The following is a 22,641-nucleotide window of genomic DNA, read 5'->3' as shown; positions in this document are numbered from 1 at the left end:
GTCAGGGCTTGCGGGTGGCGATGGAGATGGCGTTGAAGCCACCCTGGCGCAGGCTGTCCATCACCTCCACCAATCGCGCGATGGCAACCTCCTTGTCGCCGTTGATGATGATGGTGGTCTGGCTGTCGGGCTTGGCCTGCGCCTTGAGCCGCTCGGGCAATTCGGCCAGGGTCAGGGGCTCGCCATCGAGCTGGAGGTCGCCACTGGCGGTCAGGGTGACGATGGCCTTGTTCTGCGGCTTGAGTTGCACCGCGCTACTGGCGCCCGGCAGTTGGGTCTTGATGCCCAGGGCGGGAATCACGTTGAGGCTGATGAGTACGAAAAACACCAGCAGGAACATCATCACGTCGATCATCGGGATGAGTTCGATATGGGCTTTGCGCTTCTTGGGTTCGTCCCAGGCTTTCATGGTGAGGCCTACGATTTATCGGAAGCCCGAGACCCTAACAACCGTCCTTGACGCTTCGGCGACTGTTTTCTTGCGCTGTGATTACATTTTGATATCACTCTCTAGGCGCCAAGTGACTGTCATAAAGGCTGGGCATGCTGCCCCGCTTCGTTGGAGCAGATCGCTCTGACCTGAAGTGCTTGTCCGGAGCTCATCCATGCGTTCGCGTTTTCCAGCGTCTTTGGCCTTGGTGCTGCTGCTAGCCGGTTGTGCCAGTCCGTCGCCCCAACCGGTCACGGTCAACCTGGCCCTGATCAACGACTTCCACGGCTACCTGGAGCCCAATCCGGCGCTGTTCGACCAGGGACGCAAGGGGCAGCTCGTGGGCGGTATCGCCAATGTCGGCGGGCTCATCGATCACCTGCGCCAGGAGGATCCCCAGACCCTGGTGATCGGCAGTGGCGATCTGATCGGCGCGAGCCCTGCGGTCTCGGCGCTGTGGGCCGACGAGCCTACCCTGCAGGCCATGAACCTGCTTGGCCTGCAACTCTCGGCGGTGGGCAATCACGAACTGGACAATGGCCAGGCCGAGCTGCTGCGCCAGGTCCGGGGCGGCTGCGATTCCAGTCGTCCAGCCAAGGCCTGCCAGTTCGAGTCGCTCTGGCAGGGCACACGCTTTCCCTATCTGGCGGCCAACCTGCTGGACGCGCGCACCAACCAGCCGCTCTTCCCGGCCTATCGCATCCTCCAGGCCCACGGGCAGAGGATCGCCTTCGTCGGTGCCGTGCTCAAGGAGCTGGACCAGGTGGTCTCGCCGAAGGGGCTGGCCGGCCTCAAGGTGACGGACGAGGCGGATAGCATCAATGCGGTGATCCCCGAGCTGAAGGCTCGAAAGGTGGACGCCATCGTCGCCATCATTCACCAGGGCGGTACCAGCCCGGCGGGAGGTCGTGATTGTCAGGACCTCCAGGGACCGATCGTCGAGGTGGTGAAGCGCCTGGACCCTGCCATCGACCTGGTCGCCAGCGCCCACAGTCACAAGGCCTATACCTGCCATGTGGGGCGGATGCCGGTCTTTCAGGGCGGTTCCTACGGCCAACTGGTCAGCCATGTGAGCTTGCAGATCGATCCGCGCCAGCACCAGGTCACCCGGGTGCGGATGGAAAACCTGCCGGTGATTCCCGGGCAATATCCGCCGAACCCGCAACTCGCGGCCTGGGTGGCCCAGGTCGCGGCCCGTAGCAAGACGGTACTGGAGCGTCCGGTCGCGCGCCTGGGCGTGCCACGCCTGGAGCCGCGGTACGACGCGGCCGGTGAGAGCGCCCTGGGCGATCTGATCGCCGATGCCCAGCTGGCGGCGGTACGCGATCAGGGCGCCCAGATCGCCCTGATGAACAGTGGTGGCATTCGCAACGAACTGGCCCTGGCGCCTGGTCAGTCGCGCTTGACCTATGCCCAGCTCGCCAGTTGTCAGCCGTTCGCCAACACCCTGACCCTGGTCGACCTGACCGGCGCCCAGCTGCGCGAACTCCTGGAGCAGCAGTGGCGTCGCGACCCCGACGCCAGGCCTCTGCAGGTGTCCGCAGGCTTCGCCTACGTTTGGGATGCTCGCCGCCCGGTAGGGCAACGCGTGGTGCCGGGCAGTATTCGGCTGAGTGGCGTGGCGCTGGACGACCGCCACCGTTACCGGGTGGTGGCAAACAACTTCCTCGCCGACGGCGGTGATGGCGCGGCGCTGCTCAAGGAGGGCAGGAATCGGCTGGAGACGGGTATCACCGACCTGGAAGCCCTGGAGCGCTATCTGGTGCAGCAGGATCGGCAGGGGACGCCGGCGGGGCAGGCCGAACCGGCCGGTCGCATTCGCCGCCAGGACGGCTGAGGCGCGTGGTCGCGGAGCCTCGGGCCCCGCGACCTCTGGCCTTACTTGATGGCCTTCTGCAGTTGCTGCAGCTGCTCGGTGCGGGTGTTCAGGCGGGTTTCGCCGCGCTGGGCGTCGACCTTCTTCAGTTCGGCCTCGGCCATGCGCAGCTTGATGGTCTGCATGGCGGTCTGGATGCGTTGCTGGGTCAGGTAGGCCAGCTGGTCGACGGTACGTTCGTTCTCACCGTCCTTGTAGGCCTTGTCGGTCTTGGCCAGCCAGGTGCCGGCGTCCTTGGTTTCCAGAGCCGCCAGCTGGGTGGCCTGCGGCTGGGATTCCAGGGCGGCGTAGTCGTTGCGCGCCTTTTCCAGGTTGGGGTTGGGCGGGGTGGCGCAGGCGGCCAGGGTAAGGGTCAGCGCCGACAGTACCGGTAGCAGAAAACGTTTACGCATGGGTTTCGTCCTTCAAGAGAGCGGGGCAGCCTTACTGCTGCACCTTTTTCTGGAGATTCTGTTGCAGCTGGAGGTTGATCTGACCTTCCTCACGAATCTGCTGGATGCTGTTTTGCGCATCCTGGAGTGCCGCACCGGCCTTGGCGGCCTGGGTCTTGCGGGTCGCCAGGCGGGCGTCCCACTCGGCTTGTTCGGCCAGACGCTTGGCGTCGTCGTATTTCTCGTTGGACAGTGCCGCCTGGGCCTGGGTCCACTTGTCCTGGGCGGACTTGGTCTCGACCGGGGCGAACTGGTTGCCGCCGCTGCTCACGGCTTCGTCGACGGCGGACTGGGTCACGGCCATCTGCTCGGTCGGCGGATTGCCGGCGCAGCCTGCGAGCAGCAGACCGCCACCCAGGACCAGGCTGGCGAGCAGCGCACGGGGCGCGGAGAACGGGGAGGCGCGAGAGGGACCGGTTTTCATCCGTACATTCCTGGCAGGTCGCCCGGAATGGGCGACAGTGCCTGTGAGACGGCGAAAACGCGGCGAGGTTCGCTGCAACCGCTGCGCTAAAGGGCAGGGTGTCCTGGCCGATATACGTTGTCAGACAACAACAGGGCCAGCGGCCACGGAGATTTCCATGCTGTTACGCAACTGCAACATCGCGCCCCGCGCGGCCTTGGGCTTCGGCCTGATCGCCCTAATGGTGGCCTTTCTTGGCTTGTTTTCCCTGGCGCAGATGGCCGGCATCCGCGAACGTCAGGTGCTGGTGGAGCGCGACTGGGTGCCGAGCATCCGTGCGGTGGATGCCATCCGCGAAAACATGCTGCGGGTGCGTACCATCTCCCTGCGCCTGGCGCTGGACCCGGATCCGCGCAATATCGACACCTATGTCGGCCAGTACGAGGCGCGCAACAAGGTGCTCATGGAGGGCATCAAGGCCTATGAGGCCTTCGTCGACACCCCCGAGGAGCACCAGCGCTGGGACCTGTTCAAGCGTGACTTCGCCACCTATCAGCAGGGCATGACCTCTTCCTTCGCCCTGGCGCGCCAGGGTGACACGGCTGCGCTCAACAAGCTGACCCTGGTGGACATGAAGCCGGTGGTCGACGGCACCGGCAAGCAGCTCGGCGAGCTGGGCGACTTCTATGCCGAAGGTATCGAGCGGGATGGAAAGGTCTCCGCGGACCGCTACGAGGCGTCGCGGCTGATTGTCATCGCGGTGATCGCCCTGGCCGCCCTGGCCACGGTGCTCATGGCTTGGCTCCTGACCCGCAGCATCGTCGGACCGTTGCGTGAAGCGCTACTGGCCGCCCGCCGGGTCGCCCAAGGTGACCTGACCCAGACCCTGGCGGTGCAGGGGCGCGACGAGGTGAGCGAGTTGCAGCGCGCCTTGCAGCAGATGCAGGGGCAGCTGCGCGAGACCCTCTCGCGCATCGCTGGATCCTCCACCCAACTGGCCACCGCCGCCGAAGAACTCAATGCGGTCACCGAGGCCGCCGGACAGGGCTTGCAGCGCCAGAACGACGAGATTGAACAGGCTGCCACCGCCGTCACCGAGATGAGCACCGCGGTGGACGAGGTGGCGCGCAACGCCGTCTCCACCTCAGAGGCCTCGCGTGCCTCCAGCCAGGCGGCGCAGCAGGGCCAGACCCGTGTCGCCGAGACCCTGGGCGCCATCGAGGCGTTGTCCGACGAGGTGGCGGCCACCGGGACGGTGGTCCAGCGCCTGGCCGAGCAGTCCCAGGACATCGGCAAGGTGCTCGACGTCATTCGCGCCATCGCCGAGCAGACCAACCTGCTGGCGCTCAATGCCGCCATCGAGGCGGCGCGGGCGGGCGAGGCCGGGCGTGGTTTCGCCGTGGTGGCCGACGAGGTGCGTGCTCTGGCCAGCCGCACCCAGCAGTCCACCCACGAGATCGAGCAGATGGTCTCGGGCATGCGCAGCGGTGCCAGCCAGGCCCTGGGCTCCATGCACAGCAGCAGTGAACGCGCCCAGGCCACGCGCGCCCTGGCAGAAACCGCCGGGGTGGCGCTGGAAGAGATCAATACCCGCATTGGCGAGATGTACGAGCGCAACCTGGTGATTGCCAGCGCGGCCGAGGAGCAGGCCCAGGTGGCCCGCGAGGTGGATCGCAACCTGGTCAACATTCGCGATCTTTCCACCCAGTCCGCCGACGGTGCCCACCAGACCAGTGCCGCCAGCCAGGAATTGTCACGGCTGGCCGTGGATCTGCAGGGGCTGGTGAACCGCTTCCAGGTCTGAGCCCTAGACGCGCACCGCCTGGTACAGCGCCCGGATCAGATCCGACTGGGTGATGATGCCCACCAGGCGGCGCGAGCCGTCGATGATGGGGATGTGGCGGTGGCCATTCTCGGAAAACACCGGCACCAGGTCGATCAGCAGGCGATCGGCGCTGGCCACCCGCACGGTGCGGGTCATGATGTGGCCGACGGTATGGTCGTCCTGGCGTGCCTTCGGCCGGACCAGGGTGCGCAGGCGCCAGCCGAGGCCTTCATGAACGTCCAGGTCGATCTGCCGCATGAAGTCGGCCACGGTGACGATACCCAGCAGGTAGCCCTGGCGATCGATCACGGGCAGCGCCTTGATGCGGCGGGCGCGCATCAGTGCCCAGGCTTCCTGCAGCGGCATCTCGGCGCGGGCCGTCACCGGCTCCTGGCTCATGACGTCGGCGCAGCGCAACTCGCCCATCTTGCGCTGGTAGGCCAGGGCTTCCACCTGTTCGAGCAGTTCGGCCAGGTCGTCGCGGCTGATGTCCAGCACCTGGTTGTAGCGCGCCAGCACGGCATCCAGGTCGGCCCGCTGCAGAAGGGTCTCGCCGCCTGGTTCGGCGGGGCGCGGCACATGGGGCCAGGGGCGGCGGGTCAGGTTGTTGTAGATCAAGCCGGCGGCGACCAGCAGCAGTGAATCCACCGCCACCGGACTCCAGGCATAGCTGAAATCCTGGGCGCCGATGAGCACCATCAGCAGTGCCGAGGCGCCGCCCGGGGGGTGCAGGCAGCGCAGGGTGAACATGGCGGCGATGGCCAGGGCGACCGCTGCGGCGGCGGCCAGGTTGGCTTCGGGAATCCATAGCGAGCAGGCGATGCCGATCAGCGCCGACAGGGTGTTGCCGCCCACCACCGACCAGGGTTGCGCCAGGGGGCTGGACGGCAGGGCGAACACCAGCACCGCACTGGCGCCCAGCGGGGCCACCAGCGCCAGCGCCAGGGCACCGTGCTGATGCACCGGCTGGCCCTCCAGCCACCAGGCCGCCAGCAGGGCGGCGAGCAGGATGCCGATCCCGGCACCCAGGCTGGCACGCAGCCGCTCGCGGGCGTCGATGGGCAAGGGGGCCGGCCAGAAGGCACGCAGGCCCTGGCCGAGGCGGGTAAGGGGGCTGGAGGAGGGGGGCGTGACGGGTTCCTGGGACATGCGAAAGGCAGCTGCTGGGCAGAACGGAGGAGTGATGGTCCTCCGTGCGCAAGTCACTGGCAAGACCGGAGCAGATCGGGCGTGGCCCTGCGAGTGAGTGGGCGGGCTGGCATTTTCTGCTGCGACGGGCCGGGAGGCCGTAGTAACATCGAGGGCTGGGTGTCGCCGCAATAGCGCGGTAGGACAGGTTGAACAGAGCGCAGGTCGGGCCGCCGCGCGGAGTGCTGCTGCCCATGCCAACCCCGGTTTCCCCTGCCAAGGCCCTGGCCTATCTCAATCGCTTCGTCGCCGCCGAAGCGGCCAGTGGCGTGGTGCTGATGATCGCCGCGGCCATCGCCATCATCGTCGCCAACTCACCGCTGGCCGAAGGCTACTTCGCCAGCCTGCACTGGTACATCGGTGGTCTGTCGCTCGGTCACTGGATCAACGACGGCCTGATGGCCATCTTCTTTCTGCTGGTCGGCCTGGAGATCAAGCGCGAGATGGCGGTCGGCCAACTCTCCAGTTGGGGTGATCGCGCCCTGCCGGGCCTCGCGGCCCTGGGCGGCATGCTGGTGCCGGCGCTGCTCTATGTCCTGGTCAATCGCCACGATCCCCAGACCCTGTCGGGCTGGGCGATTCCCGCCGCTACCGACATCGCTTTCGCCCTCGGCGTGCTGTCGCTGCTGGGTTCGCGGGTCCCGGTATCGCTCAAGGTCTTCCTTTCGGCCCTGGCGATCCTCGACGACCTCGGCGCCGTGCTGATCATCGCCCTGTTCTATACCAGCGATCTCTCCACCAACATGCTGCTGGCCGCGGCTGGGCTGGTGGCGGTGCTGTTCGTGCTCAACCGCCTCAAGGTCACCGCCTTGCTGCCCTATCTGCTGGTCGGGGCGCTGCTGTGGTTCTGCATGCTGCGCTCGGGCATCCATGCGACCCTGGCCGGGGTGATCCTGGCGCTGTTCATTCCCTTGGGCGATACCGAGGCAGACGACGCCTCGCCGCTGCTCAAGCTGGAGTCCGCGCTGCACCCCTGGGTGGCCTTCCTCATCGTGCCCGTGTTCGGTTTCGCCAATGCCGGGGTTTCCCTGGCCGGCATGTCGCCTGGCAATCTGCTAGACCCGGTTCCACTGGGTGTCGCCCTGGGGCTGTTCCTCGGCAAGCAGGTCGGCATTTCGCTGATGGCGGTGCTGGCCATCCGCAGTGGCCTGGCGCGCCTGCCGGAGGGCGCCAACTGGATGCAGCTCTATGGCGTTGCCCTGCTTTGCGGGATTGGCTTTACCATGAGCCTGTTCATTGGCGCCCTGGCCTTTCCCGGCGCGCCCTTCCTGGTCGACGAGGTCAAGATCGGTGTGCTGCTGGGTTCGCTGCTGTCAGCCCTGGCCGGCGTCGCCGTGCTGCTCCTGGCTGCCCGTCGTCGTTAACAAGGACCTGTCATGCCCCTTGCGCTGTTTGCGGTGATGTTCGGAGGCGCCATAGGCAGCGCCTGCCGCTGGTGGATCGGCCTGCGCCTCAATGCGCTGTTCGCCCATATCCCTCTGGGCACCTTGCTGGTGAACCTGGTCGGCGGCTTCGTCATCGGTCTGGCGCTGGGGCTGTTCGCCCGCTATCCGGGGCTGGACGCGCACTGGAAACTGCTCCTGGTGACCGGCTTCTGCGGCGGTTTCACCACCTTCTCGACCTTTTCCGCCGAGGTGGTGACGTTGCTGCAGAGCGGTCGCCTGGGCTGGGCGGCACTGACCATCACCATCCATGTGCTGGGGTCGTTGCTGCTGACCCTGGCCGGTTTCGCCCTGGCCGGCCGACTCGGCTGAGTCGACCGGCCGCCAGCGTCAGGCCGGTGCCACGGGGGCGGTCGGAACCTTGCGCCGCGGCTTGAACTTGAGCGCGGGCGCCTCGATCAGGTGCCACGACAGTATCGCGATGCCCAGGGTGAGCACATAGCTCACCACCAGGAAGCCACCCAGCGAGAAGCGGTCGGGAAACCAGTGCATGAGCAGCTGCTGGACCGGGAAGTTGAACAGGTAGAGGCCGTAGGAATAGTCGCCGAAGCGGCCAAAGCCATGCAGCACCGGCACCTGCACCTGGGCCAGGTAGATGATCACGTAGGACAGCGACACCAGGTGGATCACCGGCGCGATCTTCCAGACGATCGCCGATAGCGACAGCAGGCACAGCGCCAGGGCCAGATCCAGCCGCCAGGGGATGCGCGGCCCCGCCAGCTGCAGCAGGGCGCCGGCAAAAAAGAACATGCCCAGGCTGAACACCTTGTGCAGCACGAAGCTGGCGACGCCCATCTGCGGCAGCAGCAGGAAGTTGCCCAGCACCAGCACCACCAGGGTGGCCATGACCACCGAGCGGGTCAGCAGCCCCAGCACCCCGATGATCAGTAGCGACAGGTACATGAACACCTCGTAGGGCAGGGTCCAGTAGCTGCCGTTCACCGTGTCGGGATAGGGATTGCCGGTAAAGACGCCGGGCAGTTCGAAGCGCGTCATCAGGAAGATGTTCTTGAAGAAGCCCAGGGTCTGACGGTCGCTGAAATAGGCGCCGGTCTCGCGACTGGTGGCGAGCCAGCCCACCACCAGCACGGAGAAGAGTACCGAAACGATCAGGGCCGGAAAGATCCGCAGGGCGCGCTTGGCGAGAAAGTCCAGCGGATTGCGACTGCGCTGGAAGGACGCCGTGATCAAAAAGCCGCTGATCACGAAGAACACATAGACGGCGATGTTGGCCGCGTCGGTGAAGCCGGTGAAGTTGAGGATGGGTTCGGCGCCGATGTGCCCCGAGAGCCAGAAGCCGTGGCCGATCACCACGGTGGAGGCCGCGGCGAATCTCAGGAAATCGAAGTTGTTGCGTCCATGGGGGACGTGAGCGGTGGTCATGTCTGCTCCTCGCAGCCGTGGCCCATGCCGCGGCCACCACCCTGGACGAACGCCAGGCAGGCGGTGACGCGGACGGCATTGGCAGGAACGCCCGTCAGCGAGACGGACGCAGGCAAAGGCCGCTGCCGGATCTACCGGCAACGAAGGGGCGGCAGCCAGCGCGATCCACAGGATCGTCCGGCCGGCCAGCGAGGGCAGGAGCTATGGGGGGCTGAGCGGGGCGAAAGCGGGCGTCATGCGCCAGGACTCCGGAAAAGCACTACCGCGGGGACGAGCAGGGACGGGTGACGCGCGCAGGCGAAAGGGGACTGGGGCCTCCCGGCCGCCCCTTTCCCTGCGCACGTCACGCGCATCAGGCGCTGGCCTGCAGCGGCTGGTCTTGCAGGTCTTCCTGCGGATGTTCCTGGGCGAAATAGAGCGCGGCGCTCTGGCGGGCGTGGTCGCCGAATTCCTGGGGATGACGCATGACGATACGCTCGAAGGCACCAGGCTCCAGGCCGTCTTCATAGAAGCCGTTATGGCACTGCAGGATGCCCGAGGCGCAGACGCTGCGCTCGACGGCGGCGATCAGGCCACCAGCGCGGAGGCTCTTGACGATGTTGTGCGGCAGGCGGTGACGGCGACGCAGGTTGGCGGCGGTCTCGCTCAAGGTATCGAGGATCTCGGTCTCGGCAGGCGTCAGCTTGCGCACATCCAGCTTGGACTTCTGCACCAGATAGCGACGGGAGAGCAGGCGGGCCTGGTCGTTGAGTGCCTTGAGCACCACGCCGCTGAGTTCACCACGGGTGAACAGGCCGGTTTCCAGAGCGATCAGGTAGGACCAATCGTTGATGAGCGGGATCTTGCTGATGTCACGTTCCATGTGAATGCCTGCGTCCATATAAGTTGGCTAATTGAGGATGAGACGCCTCAATGGTTCCAGTTCGCCAGTATAAGGTGACGAATGGCATGAAAATTGACGCTCCTGACAAGAATTGTCGGTTTTTTGTCGAAGTGGGTCACGAGTTGGAGATGCAACCTCAACGCTGCGCTTGGGGTCCCTAACTAGAGCCTGGCGTGAGTCGGGTTAACCCTTCGCAACGTCAGGTGATGTGATGAGTGACCCCGCACAGCGTTCGACTCCCCCGGATCTCCATTGCGACGTCGCCGTGATCGGTGCCGGAACTGCTGGCCTCGCTGCCGAACGCGCCGCCCGGCGCCAGGGTGCCCGCACCCTGCTGATCGACGACCACTGGGCCGGCACCACCTGTGCCTCGGTGGGTTGCATGCCGTCCAAACTGCTCATCATCGCGGGGGAGGCCCATCATGCCGTCCAGCGCGCCGCGACCTTTGGCATCGAGGTAGGCGAGGTCCACGTCGATGGCGCCGCCGTCATGGCGCGGGTGCGCCGCGAACGCGATCACTTTGTTGCGGCGACCAAGCAGGGTTTCGAGAAATTACCCGAGGGTGTGGCTCAGTGCGCCACCGCCCGCTTCATCGCGCCAGATCGACTGCAACTGAGTAATGGTAAAACTATTCAGGCCAAAAGTATCATCATCGCCACGGGCTCCTATCCGCTGGTGCCCGCGCCCTTCGACGCCTTGGGCGACCGCGCCCTGACCAACGAAACGATCTTCGAGCTGCCCGACCTGCCACGTTCGCTGGCGGTGATAGGCACCGGTCCTGTAGGCCTGGAACTGGCCCAGGCCATGGCTCGCCTGGGGGTGGTCGTCACCCTGTTCGGTCAGGACGATGGCCTGGGTGCGCTCCAGGACACCGAGGTCAAGGCCGAGCTGCGCAGGATCCTGGAGCAGGATCTGACCCTGTACCTGAATGTCGAGGTGGATGCCCGGCGTGAAGGCGAGGGCGTCCGGCTGTCCTGGTCCGGTGACACGAGCGGCGAGGGCGATTTCGATTACGTGCTGGTGGCGGCCGGGCGACCGCCGCGGCTGAAGGGCCTGGGCCTGGAAACTACCGGCATCGAGCTGGACGACCATGGCACTCCGGTCTACGACCCCCAGACCCTGCAATGCGGCTCCTCGTCGATCTTCATCGCCGGCGATGCCGACCACGACCGCCCCATCCTCCATGAGGCGTCCGACGAGGGCGCCATCGCCGGCCACAACGCCGCCTGTTATCCCGAGATTCGACCCACGCCGCGCTCGCCGCTGTTTTCGCTGATCTTTACCGATCCGCCGGTGGCCGTGCTGGGTAGCCCACCAGACGCGGGCAGTCTGATCGGCACCTCTTCCTATCAGGATCAGGGCCGTGCCCGGGCCGAGGCCCGCAACCAGGGCGTCGCTCGTTTCTATGCCGAGCCAGGTACGGGCAAGCTCACTGGCGCGGCCATGGTCGGGCCGGGCATGGACCATATCGGCCACCTGCTGGTACTGGCGCTGATCCATGGCGAGACCGCCAGTTCGCTGCTCGACATGCCCTTCTACCACCCCACCCTCGAAGAAGGTCTGAAGTCCGGTCTGCGCGAGATCTGCCAGGGGGCCCACAGCAACCTGCGCGGCGACCGTGACCAGGGCTCGCCTTCTGGCGCCTGACATCCCAGGAGATCCCATGATCAAGCTGCATCACCTCGATTATTCCCGTTCGCACCGCGTGCTCTGGCTGCTCGAAGAACTGGGCCTGCCCTATGAGCTGGTCCGCTATCCGCGTACCGAGACTTTCCAGGCACCTGAGGCACTCAAGCGCGTTCACCCGCTGGGCAAGTCGCCGGTGCTGGAAGATGGCGAGCTGCAACTGTCCGAGTCCTCGGCGATCCTGCGTTATCTCAATCAGCGCTATGGCCAGGGGCGTTTCGCGCCGGAGCCAGGCACCGCCACCTGGGCCCATCACGAGGAATGGCTGGACTTCGTCGAAGCCTCGGCCTGGCCGCCGGTGCTGATCCTGATCTTTGGCAAACGGGGCGATGTCGGTGTGCTCGAATCTCGTGGCAAGCCGGAGCTGGACAGGGTGCTTGGCTATTTGAGCGACCACCTGCGCGGCAAGACCTATATCGTCGACGACCGCCTGACCCTGGCCGACATCCAGCTCTCCTACTTGGGCGCCATGGTCGCCATGGCCGGGGTACTGGACGACTATCCGGTGTTCAAGGCCTATTTCGAGGGCCTGCGCCAGCTGCCGGGCTGCCAACGCGCCGAAGCCAAGGGCGGCAAGATGCTGCCGGACAAGCCGTAGTTCGAGTGCAGGGTTCTGTTGGGCTTCGACGATAGAGCCGTCTCAGCCCAACCTACGGAGTGCACGGTCGTAGGTTGGCGCTGAGCGCAGCGAAGCCCAACAAGGGCTCACCTGATGCCAGGAGTGGCAAAGGCTGCGCCGTTTTCCACGCTACGGCCCTCTCTTGCACCTGCCGTCCTAAGCGGGAAAGAGAGCCATACGGTGCAGCGGGGACATTCAGCGTGAAGAGCCGACCTCGTAGTGTGGATAACGGCGCAGCCTTATCCACGCGACCCAGACCTCCAACGCTACCCAACAAAAAAGCCCCAGGCCTTTCGTGTCAGGCAACGCGATCAGCCCAACAAAGTCTCACCTGATGCCAGGAGTGGCAAAGGCTGCGCCGTTTTCCACGCTACGGCCCTCTCTTGCACCTGCCGTTCTAAGCGGGAAGGAGAGCCATACGGTGCGGCGGAGACATTCAGCGTGAAGAGCCGACCTCGTAGTGTGGATAACGGCGCAGCCTTATCCACGCGACCTGGACTTCCCAACGCCGCCCAACAAAAAGCCCCGCCGGGATTACCGGCGGGGCTTTCGCTATCTCAACCAGCCATCAGGCCTTGAAGCGTCTCACCAGTCCATCCAGCTCACCCGACAGCTGCGACAGGCGCGAGGAGTCGCGGGTGGTGGACTGGGCCAGGCCTTCCACCTGCTGGGCGTCGTCCTGGATCTGGGCGATGTGGCGGTTGATGTCCTCGGCCACCTGATGCTGCTCCTCGGCCGCCGCGGCGATCTGCAGGGCCTGGTCGCGGATCTCGTCCACCGACTGGCGGATGCCCTCGAAGCTGCCACGTGCCTCGCTGATGGACGTCACGCTGGTCTGCGACAGCTCCAGGCTGGTCTCGATCTGCCGGGTGACCTCCTGGGTCTTGCGCGCCAGGTTGCCGAGCAGGCCGTCGATCTCGCCGGTGGAATCGGCGGTGCGCTTGGCCAGGGCCCGGACCTCGTCGGCCACCACGGCGAAGCCGCGGCCTTGCTCACCGGCGCGGGCCGCTTCGATGGCGGCGTTGAGCGCCAGCAGGTTGGTCTGCTCGGCGATACCGCGGATGGTGTCAAGGATGGTGTTGATGTTGTGGCTGTCCTGCTCCAGCACCGCCATGGCCTGAGCCGACTGGGTGAGGCTACCGCTGAGCTGGTTGACGTTGCTGGTAGCTTTTTCGATCTGGCCGTAGCCCTCTTGCACCCTGTGGTGGCCGGCATCGGCGGAGGCCGCGGCGTGGCTGCAGGAGCGCGCCACTTCGTTGGAAGTAGCCACCATCTCGTTGAAGGCGGTGGAGACCATCTCCACGGCTTCGCGCTGGCGGCCAGCCACTTCGTTCATGCTGGCGGCAGCCTGGGTGGTCGCCTGCGAGGCCTGCTGCAGGTCATTGGAAGCCTGGCCAATGCGCTGCACCAGCTGGCGGATGCTGGCGAGGAACTGGTTGAACCAGCCGGCCAGGGTGGCGGTTTCATCTTTACCCTGGACGTTCAGGCTCTTGGTCAGATCGCCTTCGCCTTGAGCGATGGATTCGAGGCCCGCGGAGACGCCGCGGATCGGCCGCACGATCATGCCGGCGAAGGCCGCACCGAGTACGGCGAACAGGAGCGCCAGCACGGCGGTGATGCCGGCGATCTGCCAGGTCAGGGTGGTGGCCTTGCCCATCACCTCGTTGCGCTCGATCAGGCCGATGAATTTCCAGCCCAGCTCCTTGGCGGGGTAGACGTTGACCATGTAGTCGGTGCCATTGAGATTGACCTCGCCCAGCCCGTTCTGGATGCCGCTGAGCGTCTGGTAGGCGTCGCCCAGCTCCTTGAGCTGCTTGAAGTTGTGCTTGGGATCGCGAGGGTCGACCAGTACGTTGCCGTTGTCTTCCACCAGCATCAGGTAGCCGCTCTGGCCGAGGGTGATGCTCTTGACCAGGTCGGTGAGCTGCTTCAGCGAGATGTCCAGGCCGACCACGCCACGCACCTTGCCGGTGGCGTCTTCCATGGTCCGGACGATGCCCATCAGGGCGACATCGTCCTGCGCCCAGTAGTAGGCCGGGGTACGGACCACCTTGCCCGGATTGGCCATGGCGGTCTGGTACCAGGGGCGCACGCGGGGATCGTAGTTGGCCAGCTTGGCGTCGTCCGGCCAGCTGATGTAGCCGCCATCGGCCAGGCCAACCGACAGGTAGGCGGTGGTGGGGTGGGTCTTGGCGAAGCGGGTGAAATAGCTCAGCGCCTGCTGGCCGGTTTCGGTCTGCGGCTGCTGGGCGGCATCGGCGCCCTGGTAATTCTTCAGGCCATCCAGAGCCAGGATGCTCGGCTCCTTGGCCAGGTAGTCGACGTTCTGCTGGATGCCGGCAAAGAACTGCTGGATGTTGCGATCGATCTGACGGATTTCGCGCCCGCTGCCGTCGAGGAAATCCCCGGTAGCCTGGCTGCTAACGTTCATGATGACCACGCCTGCCACCAGGATCACCGGAAGGCAGGCGGTTACCGCGAAAAGCGACGTGAGTTTTTGTTTGATGTTCATCGAATGCCCCGGTCGCGCGCTGCGCGAAGAGTGACGGCAACATGCCTTCACTCTGCATCGGCCCGGATAAGTCCGACTTGATACGGAATGAAAAATTATTCCATTTGGTCCGCAGCAGGCCGGAAAATCGCCGATCAGTCAGCTAACGACCCGCTATAACTCTTTCTTCAAATGGCGTTCGATTTCTTCCAATGACTTGCCACGGGTTTCCGGTAGGCAGAAATAGACGAACAAAAGCGACCCCAGGTTGATCGCGGCGAAGCCATAGAAGGTGTAGTTGCCGATCCACTCCAGCGCGACCGGAAAACTGAAGGCTACGGTGGCGTTGCACAGCCACTGCACGGCCACCGCCACCCCGGTCAGCAGGCCACGGACCTGATTGGGAAACAGCTCGGACATCAGCAGCCAGTACACCGGGGCGATGCACATCTGCATGAACAGCAGGAACACCAGGATGCAGGCCAGCGCCAGGTAGCTCTGGGTGAGGTTCTGCGGCAGCCATAGCAACACGCTGCCCAGCGCCAGTTGCGCCAGCACCACGATCACCAGTCCGGTCAGCAGCAGGGTGCGGCGGCCGGCGCGGCCGATGGCCCAGATGCCCAGCAGGGTGGCGATCACCGAGACCACGCCGTTGCCGATGGTGGCGGTGAGGGCCGCGCTGGTGCCCATGCCGGTGCTCTTGAGGATGATCGGGGTGTAGTACATGAAGGCGTTGACCCCGGTGAACTGGGCGACGAAGCCCAGGCCGATGCCCAGCAGCAGCAACTTGACCACCCAGCCCTGACTCAGCAGCTCGCGCAGGGGTGGTCGATGTTTGGCCTGCTCCTCGCTCTCGCGCATCTCCTCGACCTCCCGCTTCACCTCCTCGGGGGTGTCGCGCAGGCGTTCCAGCACCGCTTCGGCTTCTTGGAGTCGCCCCTTGGCCGCCAGCCAGCGCGGGGAGGTGGGCAGCAGGAAGGTGCCGGCGAACAGCAGGATACCCGGCACCATGGCGATGGCCAGCATGTAGCGCCAGATACCGTTGTCGTGCACCAGCCAGGCGAGCAGGGCGCTGAGCACATAGGCCAGCAGCTGGCCGCTGACGATCATCAGCTCGTTGCGGCTCACCAGGCGGCCACGGCGCTTGGGTCCGGCGATCTCGGCGATGAACACCGGCACCGTGGCCGAGCCACCGCCCACGGCCAGGCCGAGCACGAAGCGCGCGGCCACCATCAGCTCCACCGAGGGCGCTACCGCGGTGCCCAGGGCGCCCAGGACGAAGAGGATCGACAGCAGGCGCAGGGTGGTGCGCCGGCCATAGCGGTCGGCGAGATAGCCCGCCGCCAGGGAGCCGAAGGCCGCGCCGACGATCAGGGAGGCAGTGACCAGGCCCTCGGTGTAGGCGTTGAGCCCCAGGCCACCCTGGTCGGCGGGCAGGGTCATGAAGGGCAGGGCGCCGGCGATGATGCCGGTGTCGTAACCGAAGGCCAGGGCGCCCATGGTGGCGACCAGCACGGTGATGAAGATCAATCGCCGGGCCGAGGCCTTCTGGTCAGGGTCGGCGGCGGGAGCGGTGGAGCGGGAGGAAGACATAGGGAACGCGGGTATCCTGAAAACCTGAGGGGTAGGCGAGGTCGCACCGCCCCGCGCCTCTGGCGACAGAGGGCGGTCGGTCCGACCTGGCTGGATAGGACAGGCGTCAGCCCCAGGATTTCCCGCCAGGGGCGCAAACCGTGGTCAGGGACGCTCGCGACGGTCCTGCAACAGGCCCTGGATACGCTCGCTGAGCACCTCGATGGCGAAGGGCTTCTGCAGCAGCTGCATGCCCTGGCCGAGGAAGCGCTGCACGTCCATGGCCTCTTCGGCGTAGCCGGTCACCAGCAGCACGGCGATACCGGGGCGCTGGCGACGGATCTCTTCCACCAGCTCGCGACCGGTCAGGCCCGGCAGCCCCACGTCGGACACCACCAGGTCCAGTTGCGGCTCGCGCTCCAGCAGCGCCAGGGCGGTGGGGGCGTCTTCGGCCTCCAGGGCGGTATAGCCCAGGTCACGGAGTACCTCGACGATCAGCAGGCGTACCCCGGGTTCGTCTTCCACCACCAGCACCCGCTCGCCGCGACCCGGTTGCAGCGCCACTTCCTCCGGAACCCCTTCGCTGGCGACGCCCTGGTGGCGCGGGAACAGCAGGCTGACCCGGGTACCCCGGCCTTCCTCGCTGTGGATGTCGATGTAGCCGCCGCTCTGCTTGATGAAGCCATAGACCATCGACAGACCCAGCCCCGTGCCCTTGCCTTGCGGCTTGGTGGTGAAGAAGGGCTCGAAGACCTTTTCCAGCACGGCGGCCGGGATGCCGCTGCCGGTATCGCTCACGGCCAGTTCGACATAGTCGCCGCTCAGTTGCTCGGGCAGCATCAGCAGCTGCGGATCGCGCAGGTTGCGGGTACCGATCGCCAGCTGGCCGCCCTGGGCCATGGCATCCCGGGCATTGATGCAGAGGTTGAGCAGGGCATTTTCCAGCTGGTTGGCATCGCTGCAGGTGGGCCAGGTGGCCGCGTCGAGCCGCAGGTGCAGCCGGATGTTCTCGTTGAGGGTGCGCTGAATCAGGGTCTCCATGCCGGTGACCAGCCGATTCACGTCCAGGGGTTGCAGATCCAGGGCCTGGCGCCGGCCAAAGCTGAGCAGGCGCTGGGTGAGGGCGGCGGCCCGCTGCGCCGAGGCGATGGCGATGCCGATGTAGCGTTCGGCGCGGGGCTGTTCGCCGTTCAGATGGCGCTGCAGCAATTCCAGCGAGCCGGTGATGGCCGTGAGCAGGTTGTTGAAGTCATGGGCGATGCCGCCGGTAAGCTGGCCGATGGCTTCCATCTTCTGGCTCTGGCGCAGGGCGTCCCGCGCCTGCTCCAGCTCCAGCGCCCGTTCGCGCTCGACGGTGACGTCACGGGCCACGCAGTAGAGCAGCCCGCCCTCGGGCACGGCGGTCCAGGACAGGTGACGATGGGTGCCGCCACGGGTGCGAAAGCGATTCTCGAAGTTGAAGGTAGCGGCGCCGGCGGCCAGTTGGGCGATCTCCTGGCGGGTGCGCTGCCGGTCTTCGGGATGCTCCAGCCATTCCGAGGTCTTGCCGATGATCTCGTCCACCGCCCAGCCCAGGGTGCGGGTCCAGGCCGGGTTGACGCTGACCCAGATGCCCCGGCTGTCGGCGATGCCGATGAGATCGTGGCTGTAGGCCCAGAGCTGGTCGCGCTCGCGGGTGCGTTCGCGGACGCGGATCTCCAGCACCTCGTTGGCCTGCCGCAGGGCATCGGCGGTCTCGCGCCTGAGTCGCGCCAGGCGCATGGCGCCTTCCACCCGGGCGATGAGCTCCCGGGCGCTGAAGGGTTTGACCAGATAGTCGTCGGCACCGGCGGCGATGCCCTCGATGGAAGCCTCTTCGCCCGCTCGCGCCGACAGCAGGATGATGGGCACCTGGCCGGTGCGCTCGTCGCTGCGCAGGGCGCGCAGCACGCCGAAGCCATCCAGCACCGGCATCATCACGTCGGAGAGCACCAACGCGGGCAATTGCCGCTGCACCGCCTCGACCGCGGCGCGGCCATCGGCCACGGCGTCCACTTGGTAGCCGGACTCCTGCAGCAGCCGCTCGACATAGCCGCGCATGTCGGCATTGTCGTCGGCCAGGACGATGCGCTCGCCGCGCCCCTGGCCACCACCGGCATGCTCGTCGAGCCCCGTGGGGGCGGAGGGGGTCGGCTCGTCCGGCAGCCAGCGCAGGGCCTCGGCGACAAAGGTGTCGGCGCGGGTGGCGGTGGACACCTGGTTCGTGGCGCCCACTCGGTTGGCCTCGGGCAGATGGGCATGGCCAAAGGGCAGCCGCACCTCGAAGGTGGTACCCACGCCGATCTGGCTGGTGACCCGCACCTCGCCGCCGTGCAGCTCGGTGAGGTCCTTGACCAGCGCCAGGCCGATGCCGGTGCCCTCGTGGGTCCGGCCGATCTGACCCTCGATGCGGTGAAAGCGGTCGAATACCTTGCCCAGTTCGCTCTGCGGGATGCCCACCCCCGTGTCTCTCACTGCCAGCACGACATGCGCGTCCTGGCGGCGCAGGCTGACCCGCACCTCACCTTCCAGGGTGTACTTGAAGGCGTTGGAGACCAGGTTCAGGACGATCTTTTCCCAGAGGTCGCGATCCACCCACACCGGCTCGTCCAGGCGGGCGCAGTCGAGGGTGAAGGTCAGGCCGGCGCGGGCCATGGCCGAACGAAAACTGCTGGCCAGCTCCGCGGTATAGACCGCCAGGTCCAGGGGCGCGAAGCTCGCGCGCATCCGGCCCGCTTCCATGCGCGAGAAATCCAGCAGCGAATTGACCAGCCGCAGCAGGCGCTGGCCGTTGCGCTGGATGAGTTCCAGCTCCTGGCGACTCACCGCGGGCTCGCCGTCGGCGCGGTCCGGCCGCGCCAGCATGTCTTCCAGGGGGCCGAGCATCAGCGTCAGCGGCGTGCGGAACTCATGGCTGGCGTTGGAAAAGAAGGCGGTCTTGGCCCGGTCTAGCTCGGCCAGCTGCTCGGCACGGCGGCGTTCTTCCTCGTAGCGCCGGGCATTGGCGATGGCGGTGCTGAGGTGCCCGGCAGCGCGGACGAACAGGCTCTGGTAGTCGGCATCCACTCGCCGCCGCGGGCTGATGCCCGAGACCAGATAGCCATAGGGTTCCTCACCCAGCGGTCCGGGAATCGGCACCACCAGCGCCTCTTCCAGGGGCTCCGGCCAAGGGGTCCCGGCGAGCCGGCCGCCATGGCGCTCGTTGAGACTGGTCACCAGGGTCGGCGCGCTGCGCGCCGCGGTGAAGGTCCAGGGCAAGCCGGCGGCCTCTGGGGTGACGTCCAACGGGGCAAGGACATCGTCCGGCGCCAGTCCGGCCAGGGCCACGCGCTGCAAGGTGCCGGTCGCGGCGTCGCGCAGATAGGCCAGGCAGAAGGGTGATTCCTCCGGCACCTCGTGCAGGCAGCGCACCCCTTCGCGGCAGGCGTCTTCGGCGACGCGCGTCGCCGAAGTGGCCTCGGAGACATTGCGCAGCAGGCGCTCACGGCGTTCCGTGAGCACCCGGTGCGTGGTTTCGGTCACCGCGGTGAAGATGCCCTCCACCTCGCCGGTATCACCGCGTACCGGGCTGTAGCTGTAGTAGAAGTAGCACTCCTCCACGTAGCCGAATCTGTTCAGCGGCAACAGCTGGTCCTCGGACCAGGTGGCCTCGCCGGTGGTCATCACGTGGTCGAACATGGGGCCGATGATGTCCCAGATTTCCGCCCACACTTCCCAGCCGGCACGTCCCAGCGCCCAGGGATGCTTGCGCCCCGGCACCGCGCTCCAGGCATCGTTGTAGATCAGGGCGCGGGTCTCGCCCCAGTAGAGCACGATGGGGAAACGCGAGCCGAGGCAGATGCTGACCGCCGAACGCAGGGCGGTCGACCAGGTTTCCAGGGGGCCGAAGGGCGTCTGGGACCAGTCCTTCTGGCGCATCAGCGCGGCCATTTCACCTGGGACGTCCAGAAAGGCCAGCTGCGAGGGAAGGTTGGACAAGAGGGCTCCTGCGGGACAAGGAAAGAGGGGCCTGGGACGTACCGCCTTCAGCAGCGACAGCGACAGGCAGGAGGGCCGCGACCTAAGCATGTTGATTGCTCAGACTATTACAAGCGGACCGGCTTGGCGAATGACGCGGGCGGCGGAGCGCCTGCCCGTAGCGCTCGGACGCCGGCCGGATGGCTCCTCAGCGGCCCAGGCGTTCCACCAAGAAATCCACGAATACCCGCACCCGCGCCGGCATGGTGGTGCCTCCGACGAAAACGGCGTGGATCGGCTCCAGATCGCCCGGATTCCAGGCCTCCAGCAGCGGCACCAGGGCACCGCTGCGCAGGTCGTCGGCCACGCTGAATTCACCGATGCGGGCGATACCGGCGCCTTCGCGGGCCAGCAGTGCCAGGGCCTCGCCGCTGTTGCATTCGATGTTGCCGGCGATCTTCAGGGTGAATTCGCGACCATCGCGCACGAAAGGCCAGTCCGGCGCGGCGCGGCGAAAGTTGAATCTCAGGCAGTTGTGGCCGAGCAGGTCTTCCGGCACCAGGGGCGTGCCGTGGCGGGCGAGGTAGGCGGGCGAAGCTACCACCACCTGGCCGGTGACGCCGATGGGGCGGGCGGTGAGAGGGCTGTCGGCGAGCTGGCCGAAGCGGATCGCCACATCGGCCTGGCCGGCGAGGATGTCCACCACCTCGTCACCCAGCGCCAGGTCCACCAGGATGTCGGGATAGCGGGCGCTGAAGGCCGCCACCAACGGCACGATGGTCATGCGGCCGTGGCCGAGGGCGGCGCTGACCCGCAGCCGTCCCTGGGGCACGCCCTGGTCGGCGATGGCCTCTTCCACCTCGGCCAGATCCGCCAGGATGCGCCGCGCGGCGCGCAGATAGGCCTCGCCCTCGGCGGTGAGGGTGATGGCCCGGGTGGTGCGCAGCAGCAGCCGCGTACCCAGGCGCTGCTCGGTGCGAGCGATGGAGCGACTCACCGCCGAAGGCGTCAGGCGCAGGGCTCTGGCCGCTGCCGAGAGGCTGCCAGCCTCGACCACCTGCGCGAACACCGCCATCTCTCCCGAGCGACCTGCCAGATCCACTTGTGCCTCCAGGGCAAAGGTGTATGCCAAAACCGCCGTCTACCGGCTCATCGAGCAGGAGCTTAGCATTCAAGGCATAGATAAGGAGCCTTTCCCATGCGTATCAATCCCCCTCTGCTGGCCCTGGCCACGGGTGCCTTCGGCATCGGTGTCACCGAGTTCGCCCCCATGGGCATGCTGCCCGGCATCGCCGCCGACCTCGGCGTCTCCATCCCGGCGGCGGGTCTGCTGGTCAGCGCCTATGCCCTGGGCGTGCTGATCGGCGCACCGCTGATGACCCTGACCACCGGCCGCATTCCACGTCGCCAGCTGCTGATCGGCCTGATGGCCATCTTTACCCTGGGCAACCTGATGTCGGCACTGGCCACGGACTACACCAGCCTGCTGATCGCCCGGGTGGTGACCTCGCTCAACCATGGCGCCTTCTTTGGCGTCGGCGCCCTGGTGGCGGCTAGCGTGGTCGCTCCGGATCGGCGCGCCGGGGCGGTCGCCGCCATGTTCATGGGCCTGACTCTGGCGACCATCGGCGGGGTGCCCCTGGCTACCTGGTTCGGTGAACTGCTCGGCTGGCGCCAGGCCTTCTGGGGCATCGCCGGACTCGGCCTGCTGACCATGGCCGCGCTCTGGTTTGCCCTGCCCAACGTGGCCCTGCCACCCAGCGACGGCGTGCTGGCCGAGATCCGCGTGCTGGGCCGCCCGCCGGTGTTGGCCGCTCTGGGCCTGACCGTGGTCGGCTCGGGCGCCATGTTTACCGTCTTCACCTATATCGCGCCCATCCTCGCCAGCGAGACCCATGGCTCCACCGCCTTCATCACCGCCATGCTGGTGCTGTTCGGCGTCGGCCTGACCCTGGGCAATCTCTGGGGCGGCAAGGCCGCGGACAAATCCATCGACCGCACCCTGATCGCCTCCCTGAGCCTGCTGATCCTGGTGCTGCTGGCCTTTACCGTGCTGATGCGCTGGCCGCTGCCGGCCGCCGTGGCCATCCTGCTCTGGGGTATCGCCAGCTTCGCCCTGGTCCCGCCGCTGCAGATGCGGGTGATGGACGCCGCCAAGGACGCCCCCAACCTGGCCTCGGCGGTCAACATCGGTGCCTTCAACCTGGGTAACGCCCTCGGCGCGGCCCTGGGTGGCGCGGTGATCAGCGCCGGTCTTGGCTATCCGGCGATTTCCCTGGCCGGCGCCGGCATGGCGGCCCTGGGGCTGCTGATGGTGCTGGCCCTGGCCTGGCGCGGTCGGGCGACCGGTACAGCAGTGGCAGGGTAGCCACGAGCAGGTCAGCCTTACTCGGCGAAGGGGAGGGGCGTGTCGCCGCCCGGTCCACCGCGAAGGCG

General features: G+C 66.6%; 16 protein-coding genes and 2 pseudogenes. 7 read left to right on the top strand and 11 right to left on the bottom strand.

What is annotated here, in order from left to right:
* Position 1: 1 nt before the first annotated feature.
* Positions 2-409, bottom strand: coding sequence for an ExbD/TolR family protein (locus PJ259_RS12480; RefSeq protein WP_271653038.1), 408 nt, complete (start codon positions 407-409; stop codon positions 2-4).
* A 196-nt stretch (positions 410-605) separates the two neighbouring features.
* Between PJ259_RS12480 and PJ259_RS12475 the strand changes: the two genes are divergently transcribed.
* Positions 606-2,267 carry a bifunctional metallophosphatase/5'-nucleotidase gene (locus PJ259_RS12475; protein WP_271653037.1) on the top strand — a complete coding sequence of 554 codons (1,662 nt, stop codon included), beginning with the start codon at positions 606-608 and terminating at the stop codon, positions 2,265-2,267.
* A 47-nt stretch (positions 2,268-2,314) separates the two neighbouring features.
* On the opposite strand, the pseudogene PJ259_RS12470 reads toward PJ259_RS12475, so the two are convergent.
* A pseudogene (locus PJ259_RS12470) lies at positions 2,315-2,698 on the bottom strand (DUF4398 domain-containing protein); the annotation flags it as partial.
* Positions 2,699-2,729: 31 nt separating this feature from the next.
* Positions 2,730-3,161, bottom strand: coding sequence for a DUF4398 domain-containing protein (locus PJ259_RS12465; RefSeq protein WP_271653036.1), 432 nt, complete (start codon positions 3,159-3,161; stop codon positions 2,730-2,732).
* Positions 3,162-3,318: 157 nt separating this feature from the next.
* Here PJ259_RS12465 and PJ259_RS12460 point away from each other — a divergent pair, with 157 nt between their 5' ends.
* Positions 3,319-4,944, top strand: coding sequence for a methyl-accepting chemotaxis protein (locus PJ259_RS12460; RefSeq protein WP_059316198.1), 1,626 nt, complete (start codon positions 3,319-3,321; stop codon positions 4,942-4,944).
* A gap of 3 nt (positions 4,945-4,947) precedes the next feature.
* On the opposite strand, the gene PJ259_RS12455 is transcribed toward PJ259_RS12460, so the two are convergent.
* Positions 4,948-6,114: an HPP family protein gene (locus PJ259_RS12455; RefSeq protein ID WP_271653035.1), complete on the bottom strand. Its 1,167-nt coding sequence runs from the start codon at positions 6,112-6,114 to the stop codon at positions 4,948-4,950.
* A gap of 233 nt (positions 6,115-6,347) precedes the next feature.
* Here PJ259_RS12455 and nhaA point away from each other — a divergent pair, with 233 nt between their 5' ends.
* Positions 6,348-7,517 (top strand): Na+/H+ antiporter NhaA, encoded by a 1,170-nt coding sequence (gene nhaA, locus PJ259_RS12450; RefSeq protein ID WP_271653034.1) that lies wholly within the window; start codon positions 6,348-6,350, stop codon positions 7,515-7,517.
* Between the two features lie 12 nt (positions 7,518-7,529).
* Positions 7,530-7,907 (top strand): fluoride efflux transporter CrcB, encoded by a 378-nt coding sequence (gene crcB, locus PJ259_RS12445; RefSeq protein WP_271653033.1) that lies wholly within the window; start codon positions 7,530-7,532, stop codon positions 7,905-7,907.
* A gap of 18 nt (positions 7,908-7,925) precedes the next feature.
* On the opposite strand, the gene PJ259_RS12440 is transcribed toward crcB, so the two are convergent.
* Together PJ259_RS12440 and PJ259_RS12435 are read right to left on the bottom strand one after the other, a co-directional pair.
* Complete coding sequence (locus PJ259_RS12440; protein ID WP_059316195.1) at positions 7,926-8,978, bottom strand: acyltransferase family protein; 1,053 nt, start codon at positions 8,976-8,978, stop codon at positions 7,926-7,928.
* Between the two features lie 352 nt (positions 8,979-9,330).
* Complete coding sequence (locus PJ259_RS12435) at positions 9,331-9,840, bottom strand: hypothetical protein (RefSeq protein ID WP_271653032.1); 510 nt, start codon at positions 9,838-9,840, stop codon at positions 9,331-9,333.
* 232 nt (positions 9,841-10,072) lie between these two features.
* Here PJ259_RS12435 and PJ259_RS12430 point away from each other — a divergent pair, with 232 nt between their 5' ends.
* Together PJ259_RS12430 and PJ259_RS12425 are read left to right on the top strand one after the other, a co-directional pair.
* Entirely contained in the window at positions 10,073-11,509 is a 1,437-nt protein-coding gene (locus tag PJ259_RS12430) for a dihydrolipoyl dehydrogenase (RefSeq protein WP_271653031.1), read from the top strand.
* A gap of 16 nt (positions 11,510-11,525) precedes the next feature.
* A complete protein-coding gene (locus PJ259_RS12425) occupies positions 11,526-12,146 on the top strand; it encodes a glutathione S-transferase family protein (protein WP_271653030.1) in 621 nt (206 codons plus the stop codon).
* Positions 12,147-12,735: 589 nt separating this feature from the next.
* Here the strand turns inward: PJ259_RS12425 and PJ259_RS22930 are convergent.
* The 5 genes and pseudogenes from PJ259_RS22930 to PJ259_RS12405 form a co-directional block, all read right to left on the bottom strand.
* The gene (locus PJ259_RS22930) at positions 12,736-13,464 is read right to left on the bottom strand and encodes a methyl-accepting chemotaxis protein (protein WP_420480524.1); all 729 of its coding nucleotides are present in this window, start codon (positions 13,462-13,464) and stop codon (positions 12,736-12,738) included.
* A 126-nt stretch (positions 13,465-13,590) separates the two neighbouring features.
* A pseudogene (locus PJ259_RS22925) lies at positions 13,591-14,598 on the bottom strand (cache domain-containing protein); the annotation flags it as partial.
* Positions 14,599-14,832: 234 nt separating this feature from the next.
* On the bottom strand, positions 14,833-16,251 hold the full coding sequence (locus tag PJ259_RS12415; protein WP_271653028.1) for a sugar porter family MFS transporter: 1,419 nt from the start codon (positions 16,249-16,251) through the stop codon (positions 14,833-14,835).
* Between the two features lie 144 nt (positions 16,252-16,395).
* Positions 16,396-20,226, bottom strand: a complete 3,831-nt coding sequence (locus PJ259_RS12410) for an ATP-binding response regulator (protein ID WP_271653027.1) — start codon at positions 20,224-20,226, stop codon at positions 16,396-16,398.
* Between the two features lie 187 nt (positions 20,227-20,413).
* Entirely contained in the window at positions 20,414-21,307 is an 894-nt protein-coding gene (locus tag PJ259_RS12405; RefSeq protein ID WP_082696389.1) for a LysR family transcriptional regulator, read from the bottom strand.
* A gap of 96 nt (positions 21,308-21,403) precedes the next feature.
* Here PJ259_RS12405 and PJ259_RS12400 point away from each other — a divergent pair, with 96 nt between their 5' ends.
* Entirely contained in the window at positions 21,404-22,573 is a 1,170-nt protein-coding gene (locus PJ259_RS12400; RefSeq protein ID WP_271653026.1) for an MFS transporter, read from the top strand.
* The last annotated feature ends 68 nt before the right edge of the window (positions 22,574-22,641 follow it).

This window comes from Pseudomonas sp. JBR1, from assembly GCF_028198185.1.
In the GTDB taxonomy this organism is placed as follows: Bacteria; Pseudomonadota; Gammaproteobacteria; order Pseudomonadales; family Pseudomonadaceae; genus Chryseomonas; species Chryseomonas oryzihabitans_E.
Note: the sequence above shows the minus strand (reverse complement) of the source record. Positions and strands in the feature narration are given on the sequence as shown.

Coding starts and splice junctions, on each gene's coding strand:
- PJ259_RS12480 (WP_271653038.1), bottom strand. CDS start 409: ATGAAAGCCTGGGACGAACCCAAGAAGCGCAAAGCCCATATCGAACTC.
- PJ259_RS12475 (WP_271653037.1), top strand. CDS start 606: ATGCGTTCGCGTTTTCCAGCGTCTTTGGCCTTGGTGCTGCTGCTAGCC.
- PJ259_RS12465 (WP_271653036.1), bottom strand. CDS start 3,161: ATGAAAACCGGTCCCTCTCGCGCCTCCCCGTTCTCCGCGCCCCGTGCG.
- PJ259_RS12460 (WP_059316198.1), top strand. CDS start 3,319: ATGCTGTTACGCAACTGCAACATCGCGCCCCGCGCGGCCTTGGGCTTC.
- PJ259_RS12455 (WP_271653035.1), bottom strand. CDS start 6,114: ATGTCCCAGGAACCCGTCACGCCCCCCTCCTCCAGCCCCCTTACCCGC.
- nhaA (WP_271653034.1), top strand. CDS start 6,348: ATGCCAACCCCGGTTTCCCCTGCCAAGGCCCTGGCCTATCTCAATCGC.
- crcB (WP_271653033.1), top strand. CDS start 7,530: ATGCCCCTTGCGCTGTTTGCGGTGATGTTCGGAGGCGCCATAGGCAGC.
- PJ259_RS12440 (WP_059316195.1), bottom strand. CDS start 8,978: ATGACCACCGCTCACGTCCCCCATGGACGCAACAACTTCGATTTCCTG.
- PJ259_RS12435 (WP_271653032.1), bottom strand. CDS start 9,840: ATGGAACGTGACATCAGCAAGATCCCGCTCATCAACGATTGGTCCTAC.
- PJ259_RS12430 (WP_271653031.1), top strand. CDS start 10,073: ATGAGTGACCCCGCACAGCGTTCGACTCCCCCGGATCTCCATTGCGAC.
- PJ259_RS12425 (WP_271653030.1), top strand. CDS start 11,526: ATGATCAAGCTGCATCACCTCGATTATTCCCGTTCGCACCGCGTGCTC.
- PJ259_RS22930 (WP_420480524.1), bottom strand. CDS start 13,464: ATGGTCTCCACCGCCTTCAACGAGATGGTGGCTACTTCCAACGAAGTG.
- PJ259_RS12415 (WP_271653028.1), bottom strand. CDS start 16,251: ATGTCTTCCTCCCGCTCCACCGCTCCCGCCGCCGACCCTGACCAGAAG.
- PJ259_RS12400 (WP_271653026.1), top strand. CDS start 21,404: ATGCGTATCAATCCCCCTCTGCTGGCCCTGGCCACGGGTGCCTTCGGC.